The organism is Methanoregula sp. (assembly GCF_049690535.1).
GTDB lineage: Archaea > Halobacteriota > Methanomicrobia > Methanomicrobiales > Methanospirillaceae > Methanoregula.
The window spans coordinates 21,595-32,694 of the sequence record NZ_JBAVMX010000120.1; the positions used below are offsets into that span (position 1 = coordinate 21,595).

The following is an 11,100-nucleotide window of genomic DNA, read 5'->3' on the forward strand; positions in this document are numbered from 1 at the left end:
GTACGGATTCCGGTTTTTTTACGTGGTTCAGGGCAGACTTTATTGCCCTACCCGCCCCACACTACATGATACTCCAATGAGCTGTACTATTATCGTAGGTGGATTTTTTGGAGATGAGGGAAAGGGCAAGATCGTTGCCCACATCGCACATGCGGATGAACCTGTCATCATCTCCCGTGGTGGCGTAGGCCCGAATGCCGGGCACACGGTTCAGGTCGGCGACCATGAATATGGTGTCCGCATGGTCCCATCCGGTTTTGTCTATAAAAAGGCCAAACTCTGCATCGGCAGCGGTGTTCTCGTCGATCCGAGAGTTCTTAAGCACGAGGTCGAGACGCTGGGAGTCAAAGGCCGGATCTTTGTCGACAAACGCTGCGGTATTATCACCGAGGATCATATCGCCCGTGACAAGGGCAGCGCGTACCTCTCAAAGAAGATCGGCAGCACCGGTTCCGGCTGCGGGCCGGCAAATTCCGACCGGGTGATGCGGATATCCCCGCAGGCAAAGGATGTGCCGGAACTTGCCGAGTACCTGCTGGATGTTCCCCTCGCTCTCAACACTGCCATAAAAAGTGGCCAGACCGTTCTTCTGGAAGGTACCCAGGGTTTTGGGATCTCGCTCTATTACGGGACCTATCCGTTTGTCACGAGCAAAGACACGTCCGCCTCCCAGATCGCTGCGGACAACGGTGTCGGACCGACAAAAATTGACGATGTGATCGTCGTCTTCAAGGCCTACCCGACCCGGGTGGGCGAAGGCCCGTTCTCTACTGAGATGACCTCGGAGAAGTCGGACGCGATGGGCATCCAGGAGTTCGGTACGGTTACCCACCGGAAGCGCCGGATCGGCGGCTGGGACGGCCAGATGGCCGGGTATTCTGCGATGATCAACGGCTGCACGCAGGCAGCGATCACCGGGATCGACCGGGTGGACAAGACCTGCTTCGGGCTCACCGAGTACAGCAAGCTCACCAAAAAGGCAAAGGACTTCTTAAAAACTGCCGAGGATGATATCGGCTCCCCCATCACGCTCATCTCCACCGGGCCGGAACTCACCCAGATCATCGATATCAGGAAAGAATACGCATGAAGCGTTCGCTCATGGACATTCTCTGCTGCCCCGTCTGCAAGGGCGATCTCGTGCTCCGGGTTGATGCAGAGAATGAAAAGGAGATCCTTGAAGGTAACCTGCGCTGCGCTGCCTGCAACGCAGACTACCCAATCCACGAGGGGATCCCAAATCTTCTTCCCCCGACCGTACGATAACCGGTGACGCCATGCATCTCCCGCTGCCTTTTGAACTTCTGGCGGTTACGGATATCCCTCCGGCAGAGGAGATGATGACAGAGATCTATCTTAACCGGTCGGGCATCAACACGATCGAAGTCCCTTCGCAGAATGCACATGTTGTGTGTGGGAGTCTCCTGAAGGTCAGGTTTGTGAACCGTGGCGCCCCCATCCATATCACGGCAACGACATCCAATGCCGGCATGTTTACGGATTTTTTCCACGAGAACATGTATGTGATCGATGAAGTGGTGCTCGGCATTTCGTTACGAAAGGAGTGTGCTCCAGGCTTTTTTGACATCGACATCATCGCCGGCTACGGCGCAATGAAGGCTACCCTCCGTGTCGAGGTCATTGTGAAGCCCAGCCGGGGAGAACAGGCACTGGAAAAAGATCCTCCCGTCCAGCCCGAAGCCCACGGCCGGCCTCACCTCCTGATGGTGGCGATGGCTCTGGGTCTTATCCTGTACAGCACCTGGTACTATACCAAGATTGAATTCCTCAACATCGCGGCATTCATCGTTCTTATTGTCGGTGCACTGTTCGTATGGTACCGACAGACCTGATACTTGCCGGCGCTGTCATCCTTCTTGCGCTTGCTGTCGATCGGCTTATTGGCGATCCTCACTCGGCATTCCACCCGGTCGCACTTCTGGGCCGGTTTATCGGCTGGTGGGGTCAGCCCTCTCACTATTCCTCCCGCGTCCAGCGTGCAGCCGGTGTCTTTTTCTGGATTCTTACAGCCGTTCTTTTTACGTTCCCGTTCTTCCTGTTCGGGAGGTATGCCCCGTGGCTAATATTTCTTGTCGGCGCACCGTTCCTTCTCAAGTGCTGCTTTGCGTGGCGCTCGCTTGAGGAGCATGCGCTGGGCGTGGTAGCCGCACTCGAGAACGGTGTGGATAAGGGCCGCGAACGGGTGAAACTGATGGTTTCCCGGGAGACGGCAGAGCTCGATGCGGATCACATCCGGTCGGCAGCCTACGAGTCCATGACCGAGAATCTCACCGACAGCATCATCTCGCCCCTTTTTTACTTCGCGCTGCTCTCCCTGTTTGGTCTCGGGCTTGCGGGGACTGCGGTTTTTCGTGCCGCAAACACGATGGATGCGATGCTCGGGTACCGGGACGAACGGGCCCGGCTTGGCTGGTGCTCCGCCCGGATGGACGATGTCCTCAACTATATCCCCGCCCGGGTCACCACGTTTTTTTTGCTGGCCTGGTTCCTCACGAAGGGTACTGCGACCCGTGCGTGGCGGGTGATGCGCCGGGATGGGAAGAAACGCCCGGGATTCAACGGCGGCATCGTTATGGCGGCGATGGCCGGGGGCTGCGGCGTTTGTTTTGACAAGCCGGGAGTCTATACGATCGGGAACGGGGAGCGATCGCTTGAAGAAGGCGGCTCTGCGATTGTCAGTGCAGTCAGGGCGGTCACTCTTTCGTTTGCGGCAATAACTGCAGCTACACTTATTTTATTGGCATGGTTGATCCATAGTACTGGTATATGAAATTAGAAGAACTGAGATTTGGCACGGAGCTCCTCAAACGCGGCTTTGCATCCATGCAGAAGGGGGGCGTGATCATGGATGTCGTCAATGCCGAGCAGGCAAAGATTGCCGAGGCAGCCGGTGCCGTCGCAGTCATGTCGCTGGAACGGGTGCCATCCGACATAAGGAAACAGGGCGGCGTCGCCCGGATGGCAGACCCTGAGAAAGTCCAGGAGATCATCGATGCGGTCTCGATCCCGGTTATGGGAAAGGTCAGGATCGGCCACTTTGTCGAGGCACAGGTGCTTGAAGTTCTTGGCGTCGATATGATTGATGAGAGCGAAGTACTCACCCCAGCAGACGAGGAATTCCATATTGACAAGAAGCAGTTCAAGGTCCCGTTTGTCTGCGGTGCGCGGAACCTTGGCGAGGCATTGCGCCGGGTCAATGAAGGTGCAGCAATGATCCGCACCAAAGGCGAGGCAGGAACAGGAAACGTCGTCGAGGCAGTCCGCCACATGCGGGCGATCATGGGCGATATCCGCAAGGTGCAGGGCATGGACGAGCAGGAGCGCATCAGCTATGCCCGGACCATCGAGGCTCCGGCCGAGCTTGTCATCGAGTGCGCGACCCGCGGCCGGCTCCCGGTCGTGAACTTCTCGGCCGGCGGTATTGCCACCCCCTCGGATGCTGCGCTGATGATGCAGCTCGGGGCTGACGGAGTCTTTGTCGGTTCCGGGATCTTCAAGTCCTCGGAACCGGAGAAGATGGCAAAGGCGATCGTCGAAGCGGTCAACCACTTCAACGATGCAAAGGTAATTGCGAAGGTCAGTACTGGCCTTGGCGACGCGATGCCGGGCCTCGATGTCCACACTCTCAGGGCCGATGAGGTGCTGCAGACCCGTGGACGTTAAGATCGGGGTGCTCGCGTTACAGGGTGACGTGAGCGAGCATATCGATGCCTTTTCTGCAGCGCTCCGGTCACGGGGCTGTGGGAAGGCATCGTCCGTTGTCGAGGTCAGGCGTCCTGCAGATCTCGCCGGCTGCGCAGCGCTTGCGATCCCGGGAGGTGAGTCCACGACCATCTCGCGGCTGATCGATAAGAACGGGCTCTACGAACCGATCCGCACCTTCCCGGGTGGGATCTTTGCGACCTGTGCCGGCATGGTGCTGATGGCGACCGATGTCGCCGATCCCCGGGTGCACACTCTCGGCCTCATGGACATGACCGTTGACCGGAACGCGTTCGGCCGGCAGAGGGAGTCGTTTGAGGCTGATATCCCGGTTGCGGGGCTTCCTGACGGCGGCCCCTTCCATGCGATCTTTATCCGGGCACCAGTTGTGACTGCTGCCGGGTCGGGCGTTCATGTACTTGCGACACTGGATCAGGGCATCGTTGCGGCCGAGAAGGGCAGGTACCTGGCGCTTGCCTTCCACCCGGAACTTGGCGGGGATCTCCGGCTTCATGAGCGGTTTTTGCAGAATCTGGGGATCTGACCGACTATTTCATTATTTTTCCGCCCGAGTTCATGTTTATGAGACAGGATACCGCAGAAATTAAAGAGCAGGCCCGCCGGCTTGGTGCTGATTTTGTGGGCGTCGCGGATGCAGCGGGGTTCCTGAATCCCGGTTACACCGGGAACCGGCCGCAGGAGTTCATGCCCGGGATCCGGTCCGTGATCGTGGTCGGAGTCGTGATCCCGAAGGGATGCGTCCAGCCCCTGCCTAAAGGCAGGCCGGAATATACCAACACCCTGATGGCAGGAACCGCGACGCTGCGGGTGATCGCGTTCCGCATTGCCCGGGACCTGGAAAAGCAGGGATATCTGGCCGCCCTCGTTCCCACGGAAGGCAGCGAATTTGGGATGTGGTACGCCGACAGGGAAACCCTCAGGGCGGATATTTCTCTCAAGTATGCTGCATGGCTTGCCGGCCTTGGTACGTACGGCCTCAACCAGCTGCTCATCACCAGCGAGACCGGCCCCCGGATCCGGATGACCGCGATCCTGACCGATGCGCCACTGGATACGGATCATCCCAAGGAAGAATCGTTTGTCAGACCCGAATGTGCCGCGTGCCAGAAGTGCGTGAAGGTCTGCCCGGTCGGTGCGATCTCGGCCGACGGGACCTTCCGGCCCCAGGCATGCCGGGATTTCATGTTCACAACACTTGGCGGCTTGCGGTGCGGCATGTGCATCCGGGTCTGCCCGTTGTAAACCAGCATTCCGGATTTTTGTAGTATCCTTATCATCCCGGACACGGTATGTTCGTGTATATGGCAAAAAGGGATCAGCCCCACGGAACAATACCGGCAGTATTGCAGCGGGAACTGGCCGTCATGCTCTCCCGTGCGCTCGAAAACCGCGATGATTTTGTCCTTACCTGGGAGCCGCGTCCCGGTGAAGAACCGGCACCAGGGTCCCAACCGGTCGCCCATATCATGACGGGAAATCTCATCACGGTATGCAGACTGAATGCGCTCCTGGGCCGCGTGATGGTATATGAGGATGAAGGGGCACGGAGCGTGACGGTGCCGTTGAACAATGTGCGGGCAGCCGGGCAGAGTAGCGACCCCCCGAAAAGGAAACCGCAAAAACGGGTCGCAAAGAAAGACCAGTCCGCACATTCCTGAATCGGATCTGAGCCTGCCGGCAGCGCTGCGTCTGTTTTCGGGCAGAATATGCCGATACCTGTATAAATCCTGCCGCCGACAACCCTTTCACCGGAGGAAATGCCGGAAATGGGTGGTTTTCACATGTGTGAATGGAAAAAATATCTTGCAGAACTCATCGGGACTTTTGTCCTTGTCTTTATCGGGACCGGGAGCGCTGTTGTTGCAGGAAAAGAGATCGGCTTTCTCGGGATCGCCCTCGCCTTTGGCATCTCCGTCCTTGTCATGGTCTATGCAATCGGGCAGATCTCCGGTTGTCATATCAACCCGGCAATAACGATTGCGATGCTCGCAAACGGGAAGATCGGGTCAAAGGATGCTGCGATGTATATCGTTGCGCAGTGCATCGGTGCAGTCATTGCCTCGCTCATCCTTCTCTCTATCATGACCGGGTTGCCGGGCTATGATCTTGCCACAAACGGCCTTGGCCAGAACGGGTACGGGGTCGCATCCCCCGGGGGATTTCCCCTTGCATCGGGCTTTATCGCTGAGGTTGTCCTGACCTTCATCTTCCTGATGGTGGTATTTGGTGCAACGAGTAAGAAAGCTCCCGCAGGCTTTGCAGGGATCGCCATAGGTCTGTCGCTTGCCATGATCCACATGGTCGGTATCCCGATAACCGGTACCTCTGTGAACCCGGCACGGAGCCTCGGCCCCGCGCTCGTCGCCGGAGGGACCGCACTTGCCCAGCTCTGGGTGTTCATCCTTGCGCCGATCATCGGGGCGCTGGTGGCGGCGGTTGTCTGGAAATATCTCTTCGAAGAGAAAACAGCACCGGCATAACCCGGGCATTTACTTTTTTATTCCCGCAGGCTCTTTTTTCATCGCTTCTGCCTTCAGATCTTTTGGCATCAGTTCTATTGCATACCGAAGTGCTGTCCGGGGCATCACGTTCCTGTTCCGCACGACGTACGCAAACACCTCGGCCTCGTGCTGCCGGCTCGCCTCTTTCAAGAGCCAGCCGTAGCCTTTCTGCACCATATCGTCGGTATCGGTCAGGAGCAGGTCGGCAATTTCCATTGCCTCGGAGAGGAACCTCCCGTGCTTAGCCGGGACAATCAGGGAAACTGCGGCAGCCCGGCGCATCCAGCGGTTCCGTGACTGCGCCCACCGTTTCAGCTCGGCCGTATATTCCGGGTATTGTTCAATAAATTCCCCTATCGTGTGGTTGCAGAATCCGTCACACGAGGCCCAGTTGGTGATGTAGGTATCGATCCAACGCCGGAACACCGCAAGATCCTTCCGCTCGTACCGGTCTGAGAGGGCACGGGCCCAGTTCGAGACAACAAATGATTCCTCGATGTACCCCGAGCGGTAGAGCTCTTCGCAGAGCGCGAAGATCTCCTGTTTGTCACGGTCTTTGACCTCTTTCCAGTACTTTTTTGCAATCGCCATGACGGTCGCAGTTTTCAGGCCGTAGCACAGGATTTCATCCTTGAAAAACCGCCGGGTCGTTTTTTGGATCTGCGGATCCGCCTGCGCTTTGAGGTCCTGCCGGATGTGTACGATCACCGGGTCCATGAATCAGCGTTGGGGGGGAAGGGGGATAAGGGGTGCGTCAGCGGTAAGGCCGGCGGGACCCACAATCGCTGCCCGGAAATCTCCTCCTCAGCCAGTCACCCCGGTCCCTTTTTTGCTTTTTGCTGCCGGACACTGGCTGGCGGAGCCGCTCGTGTTTCCATTTTCGACATCGAGGTACAGCGCCCCCCATGCGCAAAGTGCCTGCAGGATCGGGATCAGGGTCCTGCCAAACTCTGTTATCGCGTATTCCACCCGGGGCGGCACCTCGGGGTAGACTGTTCTTTGGATCACGCCGTCCTCCTCGAGCTCGCGGAGCTGCTTGGTGAGCATCTTGGCATTGACCCCTGGCAGTGCTTTCTGCAGCTGGCCAAATCGCATCACAGTGTCGCCCAGGTGCCAGAGGATGAGTGGTTTCCACTTGCCGCCGATCACATCCAGTGTTGCCTCGACAGTGCAATGGTAGGACTTGCCGTTTTTTGTATAGGTCATGGTTACTCCAGTGAAAGTCTGTTACCAGAATAATGGTATTTCCTATTTAATCTGCTAAGGCACATTTTATCTTAATGGTTCTGACCGACCCCTGCAGAAAAGTTTTCACTATCATGACTGCACACGGTGTTCTGTCGGGATTTTCCGCACACTCGCGGTCAGTAAGGTGATCAGGTATGGAAAAGACACAGATAGGACAGAATTTTTTCATCCCGATGCCGGTTGTCCTTGTCGGGATGCAGGTGGAGGGACGGGCGAATTTCATGGCAGTGGGCTGGATTACCCGGGCAAATGGCAATCCCCCAATGATTGCCTGCGGGATCGGGAGTCACCATTTCACGGCAAAGGGTATTGCAGAGACCAAGACGTTCTCCGTGAACATTCCTTCGTCAGCACTTCTCGAAAAAACCGATTACTGCGGAATCGTCTCGGGCGAGAAGACGGACAAGTCCGGGGTGTTTGAAGTGTTTTACGGCACACTTGGGACCGCACCGATGATCCGGGAGTGCCCGGTCACTCTCGAGTGCCGGCTGGAAAAGGCTGTCCCCCTCCCTACGCACACGCTGTTTGTGGGCGAGATTATGGGGGCATATGCCGACGGGAATGTGATCAAGGAGGGGAAACCCGACTTTACGGCAATCGACCCGCTCTTCCTGACCATGCCCGACAACCGGTACTGGATGCTCGGGAACTATGCCGGGGATGCATGGAGTGCCGGAAAGAACCTGGTGTATCCATCGCAAAAAAGCACACAAAAACAAAAGGGACGGTAACCGTATGGTAACTATTCTTGTCGATCAGGATCTTTGCACCCGGTGCGGGATCTGTTCTGTGGTCTGTCCGATGTCGATTGTCGACCCGGCAGATGAGAACACCCTGCCGAAGGTGCAGGATGTAAAAGCCGGGCTGTGCATCCGGTGCGGGCACTGCGAGGTCTCCTGCCCGTCGCAGGCGCTTCTCCTGAACTATCTCCCCGATGAGAAAGCGCAGGTCCCGGCTGCGGCCGGTTCCCTGTCGGCCGGCGATCTCGGTGTTTACCTGAAGAAACGCAGGTCGGTCCGGCATTTCAGTAAGGAGCCGGTCTCAAGGGAGGACATCCTGCAGGTTCTCGACATCGCCCGGTACGCTGCATCAGGAGGCAACGGACAGCCGGTCGAGTGGCTTATCGTACACGATCCTATCGAAGTTCACCGGCTCGCGGGGTTGTGCATCGACTGGATGAAGACCTTACAAAACAGCAGCCACCCGATGAGCGGGTATATCCCGACGCTGCTTGCCGCATGGGAGGCCGGAAATGACCCGGTCTGCCGCGGGGCACCCCATCTCGTGATCGCCCATATCCCGGAGAGCAACCCGGTGGCATCGGTGGACGCCCTGATCGCACTGACTCATTTCGATATCGCTGCGCCGGCATTCGGCATCGGAACCTGCTGGGCAGGATTCCTCTCGATGGCTGCCGCCGCCTATGAGCCCCTGCAGGAAGCGCTGGCCCTCCCGGCGGGACGCAGGTACGCCTACAGCCTGATGTTCGGCCACCCGCAGTACAAGACGTATGGTATTCCGCGCCGGAAGCCGTTGCAGGTGACGTGGCGGTAGGAAATGACACCGGGCGCGGAAACGATTAATACCACGGATAATCAGGAGAAGGTATGACGGATTATGCAAGTGTCGGAAGGAAAAAACTGCGTGAGATTGACGGCGAGGCCGGTGTCAGGGTCGAAGAGACAGTAAACAACGTCTGCCCGGACCTTGCCCGTTACCTCATCGAATATTCGTTCGGGGAGATCTATGCCCGGGAGATCCTTGACAACAAAACAAAGGAACAGGCGGTCGTCGCCGCCCTGACCGCCATGGGTACGGCCGCTCCCCAGCTGAAGGTTCACATCCATGCAGCACTCCACGTCGGCTGTACTCCAGAAGAGATCCGGGAGATCATCATCCAGATGTGCGGTTACGCGGGATTCCCGGCGACCTTAAACGCGATGGGCACGCTCATGGAGGTCTTAAAAGAGACCGGGCTGGCCCTTTCAAAGGTATCCGTCCACGCCGGTTCCGAGGGCCGGTACGAGCGCGGGAAGGACTGGCTCTCGCGGATTGCACCCGATCAGGAACGTGTGCTCAAAGAGACGTTCGATCCGATAAACCCGGATATTACCCGGTACGTCATCGAGTTCGGTTATGGGGATATCTATGCCCGGGGCATCCTGCCAATCCGGATCCGGCAGGTTGCTACCATCGCCGCGCTCGCCGCAAAAGGTACCGCCCCCTCGCAGCTCCGGTTCCATATCGGCGGCGGGCTCCGGGCCGGCCTTTCCGAGAACGAGATCGTCGAAATCATGCTGCTGATCTCCATTTATGCCGGGTTTCCGGCAGCATTGAATGGCATCGTCGCGACCCGCGAGGTTGCAGAGGCCTTAAAAGACGAAAAACGGTGAGCGGGGGAAAGACCCGCGGTCGTCTCCCCGGGAAACTCCCGCGCACCAGGTAAAAAATGGAAAACGAAGTGATCGAATATGACAAAAGTTGTTGCATTCAACGGAAGCCCAAGAAAGGATGGAAACACCTCCATCCTGATTGGGCATATGTTTGAGGAACTGGAGAACGAAGGGATTGAGACCGAACTTGTGCAGATCGGCAAAAAGAAGGTCCGGGGCTGTACTGCCTGCATGAAGTGTTTCGAGAACAAGGACGGGCATTGTGTTTTCGATGACGATATCGTCAACAGCTGCATCGATAAAATGGTCGGGGCGGACGGTATCATCCTCGGTTCGCCGGTATACTTCCTGGACGTGACCGCGGAGATGAAGGGATTGATCGACCGGGCGGGGTTCGTGTCCATGGCAAACGGGGGCCTGTACCGCCGCAGGGTGGGTATGGCTGTTGCGGCTGAACGGCGGTCCGGGGGCAGCCGTACGATCGACACCATGCTCCACTTCCTGCTCGCCGGTGGAATGGTTGTCCCGGGATTCCCGGTCCTCGGCGTCGGGAGGGAGATCGGGGACGTGAACAACGACGAGGAAGGCATCGGCCGTGCTCGGGATGCCGCGAAGAACATGGCCTGGCTCATCAAAACGATGAAAAAGGCGCAGGAATCCTGATGAACCATTCAGGAAGATATCCCTTGAGTAGCGTGATAATGGAGACACCCCGTTATGGAAGCCCTTGACGCAATCATGACACGCCGCAGTGTCAGGAAATACAAGAAACGACAGATACCGGATGCGGCTCTTGCAGAAATCCTCAAAGCAGGAACCTATGCCCCGTCTGCCCTCGCCCTCCAGCCGTGGGCATTTATCGTGATACAGGACCAGGAATTCCTCACCCGGGTCTCGGATTATTGTAAACCCATCATGATTGCGCACATGAAGGATGCGCATGACGGGATGTCCGATGCGTTCCGGGCGATGCTTGAGAGCCCCGGATATTCGATCTATTACCATGCGCCGACGGTTATTATGATCGTCGGGAAAACAGCGAGCCGGTTCCGGGAGATTGACTCGTCGCTCTGTGCTGAGAACATGATGCTTGCCGCTCATGCGCTCGGTATCGGGAGCTGCTGGATCGGGTCAACGGAAGTGGCCTATGAGAACAGGAAGCTCACGGCAGGGTTCCGGATCCCGGAAGGCTACAGTCCGGTCGGCACGATTGT

16 protein-coding genes are annotated in these 11,100 nt (G+C 57.6%); 14 read left to right on the forward strand and 2 right to left on the reverse strand.

All coding sequences use genetic code 11. From position 1 onward, the window contains the following. Window positions 1–76: 76 nt before the first annotated feature. The 9 genes from WCE46_RS09625 to aqpZ all read left to right on the forward strand — a co-directional run bounded on the left by WCE46_RS09625 (window position 77) and on the right by aqpZ (window position 6,224). Entirely contained in the window at window positions 77–1,090 is a 1,014-nt protein-coding gene (locus WCE46_RS09625) for an adenylosuccinate synthetase (protein ID WP_424733494.1), read from the forward strand. Then, window positions 1,087–1,266, forward strand: coding sequence for a methytransferase partner Trm112 (locus tag WCE46_RS09630; RefSeq protein WP_424733495.1), 180 nt, complete (start codon window positions 1,087–1,089; stop codon window positions 1,264–1,266). The genes WCE46_RS09625 and WCE46_RS09630 overlap by 4 nt, the downstream gene beginning before the upstream one ends. An 11-nt stretch (window positions 1,267–1,277) precedes the next feature. Further along, window positions 1,278–1,853, forward strand: coding sequence for a hypothetical protein (locus tag WCE46_RS09635; RefSeq protein WP_424733496.1), 576 nt, complete (start codon window positions 1,278–1,280; stop codon window positions 1,851–1,853). Next, on the forward strand, window positions 1,835–2,791 hold the full coding sequence (gene cbiB, locus WCE46_RS09640; RefSeq protein ID WP_424733497.1) for an adenosylcobinamide-phosphate synthase CbiB: 957 nt from the start codon (window positions 1,835–1,837) through the stop codon (window positions 2,789–2,791). Before WCE46_RS09635 ends, cbiB begins: the two co-directional genes overlap by 19 nt. After that, window positions 2,788–3,684, forward strand: coding sequence for a pyridoxal 5'-phosphate synthase lyase subunit PdxS (gene pdxS, locus WCE46_RS09645; RefSeq protein ID WP_424733498.1), 897 nt, complete (start codon window positions 2,788–2,790; stop codon window positions 3,682–3,684). The genes cbiB and pdxS overlap by 4 nt, the downstream gene beginning before the upstream one ends. Beyond that, window positions 3,674–4,267, forward strand: coding sequence for a pyridoxal 5'-phosphate synthase glutaminase subunit PdxT (gene pdxT / locus WCE46_RS09650; protein ID WP_424733499.1), 594 nt, complete (start codon window positions 3,674–3,676; stop codon window positions 4,265–4,267). Before pdxS ends, pdxT begins: the two co-directional genes overlap by 11 nt. A gap of 38 nt (window positions 4,268–4,305) precedes the next feature. Further along, entirely contained in the window at window positions 4,306–4,986 is a 681-nt protein-coding gene (locus WCE46_RS09655; RefSeq protein WP_424733500.1) for a 4Fe-4S dicluster domain-containing protein, read from the forward strand. Window positions 4,987–5,045: 59 nt separating this feature from the next. Beyond that, window positions 5,046–5,402 (forward strand): hypothetical protein, encoded by a 357-nt coding sequence (locus tag WCE46_RS09660; protein ID WP_424733501.1) that lies wholly within the window; start codon window positions 5,046–5,048, stop codon window positions 5,400–5,402. Window positions 5,403–5,525: 123 nt separating this feature from the next. Further along, complete coding sequence (gene aqpZ, locus WCE46_RS09665) at window positions 5,526–6,224, forward strand: aquaporin Z (protein WP_424733502.1); 699 nt, start codon at window positions 5,526–5,528, stop codon at window positions 6,222–6,224. Window positions 6,225–6,233: 9 nt separating this feature from the next. On the opposite strand, the gene WCE46_RS09670 is transcribed toward aqpZ, so the two are convergent. After that, window positions 6,234–6,962, reverse strand: a complete 729-nt coding sequence (locus tag WCE46_RS09670) for a DNA alkylation repair protein (protein WP_424733503.1) — start codon at window positions 6,960–6,962, stop codon at window positions 6,234–6,236. Between the two features lie 87 nt (window positions 6,963–7,049). Continuing rightward, on the reverse strand, window positions 7,050–7,451 hold the full coding sequence (locus WCE46_RS09675; protein WP_424733504.1) for a winged helix-turn-helix transcriptional regulator: 402 nt from the start codon (window positions 7,449–7,451) through the stop codon (window positions 7,050–7,052). 176 nt (window positions 7,452–7,627) lie between these two features. Between WCE46_RS09675 and WCE46_RS09680 the strand changes: the two genes are divergently transcribed. The 5 genes from WCE46_RS09680 to WCE46_RS09700 form a co-directional block, all read left to right on the forward strand. Beyond that, window positions 7,628–8,224 (forward strand): flavin reductase family protein, encoded by a 597-nt coding sequence (locus WCE46_RS09680; protein WP_424733505.1) that lies wholly within the window; start codon window positions 7,628–7,630, stop codon window positions 8,222–8,224. Between the two features lie 4 nt (window positions 8,225–8,228). Next, window positions 8,229–9,047: a nitroreductase family protein gene (locus tag WCE46_RS09685; RefSeq protein WP_424733506.1), complete on the forward strand. Its 819-nt coding sequence runs from the start codon at window positions 8,229–8,231 to the stop codon at window positions 9,045–9,047. 53 nt (window positions 9,048–9,100) lie between these two features. Then, a complete protein-coding gene (locus tag WCE46_RS09690) occupies window positions 9,101–9,886 on the forward strand; it encodes a carboxymuconolactone decarboxylase family protein (protein WP_424733507.1) in 786 nt (261 codons plus the stop codon). A 78-nt stretch (window positions 9,887–9,964) separates the two neighbouring features. Beyond that, on the forward strand, window positions 9,965–10,549 hold the full coding sequence (locus tag WCE46_RS09695; RefSeq protein ID WP_424733508.1) for a flavodoxin family protein: 585 nt from the start codon (window positions 9,965–9,967) through the stop codon (window positions 10,547–10,549). Between the two features lie 54 nt (window positions 10,550–10,603). Next, the coding region (locus tag WCE46_RS09700; RefSeq protein ID WP_424733509.1) for a nitroreductase family protein at window positions 10,604–11,100 on the forward strand (497 nt) is incomplete at its 3' end.

Bases quoted from the DNA above. Each gene is read 5' to 3' on its own strand.
- WCE46_RS09625 (WP_424733494.1), top strand. From the start codon at position 77: ATGAGCTGTACTATTATCGTAGGTGGATTTTTTGGAGATGAGGGAAAG.
- WCE46_RS09630 (WP_424733495.1), top strand. From the start codon at position 1,087: ATGAAGCGTTCGCTCATGGACATTCTCTGCTGCCCCGTCTGCAAGGGC.
- WCE46_RS09635 (WP_424733496.1), top strand. From the start codon at position 1,278: ATGCATCTCCCGCTGCCTTTTGAACTTCTGGCGGTTACGGATATCCCT.
- cbiB (WP_424733497.1), top strand. From the start codon at position 1,835: ATGGTACCGACAGACCTGATACTTGCCGGCGCTGTCATCCTTCTTGCG.
- pdxS (WP_424733498.1), top strand. From the start codon at position 2,788: ATGAAATTAGAAGAACTGAGATTTGGCACGGAGCTCCTCAAACGCGGC.
- WCE46_RS09655 (WP_424733500.1), top strand. From the start codon at position 4,306: ATGAGACAGGATACCGCAGAAATTAAAGAGCAGGCCCGCCGGCTTGGT.
- WCE46_RS09660 (WP_424733501.1), top strand. From the start codon at position 5,046: ATGGCAAAAAGGGATCAGCCCCACGGAACAATACCGGCAGTATTGCAG.
- aqpZ (WP_424733502.1), top strand. From the start codon at position 5,526: ATGTGTGAATGGAAAAAATATCTTGCAGAACTCATCGGGACTTTTGTC.
- WCE46_RS09670 (WP_424733503.1), bottom strand. From the start codon at position 6,962: ATGGACCCGGTGATCGTACACATCCGGCAGGACCTCAAAGCGCAGGCG.
- WCE46_RS09675 (WP_424733504.1), bottom strand. From the start codon at position 7,451: ATGACCTATACAAAAAACGGCAAGTCCTACCATTGCACTGTCGAGGCA.
- WCE46_RS09680 (WP_424733505.1), top strand. From the start codon at position 7,628: ATGGAAAAGACACAGATAGGACAGAATTTTTTCATCCCGATGCCGGTT.
- WCE46_RS09685 (WP_424733506.1), top strand. From the start codon at position 8,229: ATGGTAACTATTCTTGTCGATCAGGATCTTTGCACCCGGTGCGGGATC.
- WCE46_RS09690 (WP_424733507.1), top strand. From the start codon at position 9,101: ATGACGGATTATGCAAGTGTCGGAAGGAAAAAACTGCGTGAGATTGAC.
- WCE46_RS09695 (WP_424733508.1), top strand. From the start codon at position 9,965: ATGACAAAAGTTGTTGCATTCAACGGAAGCCCAAGAAAGGATGGAAAC.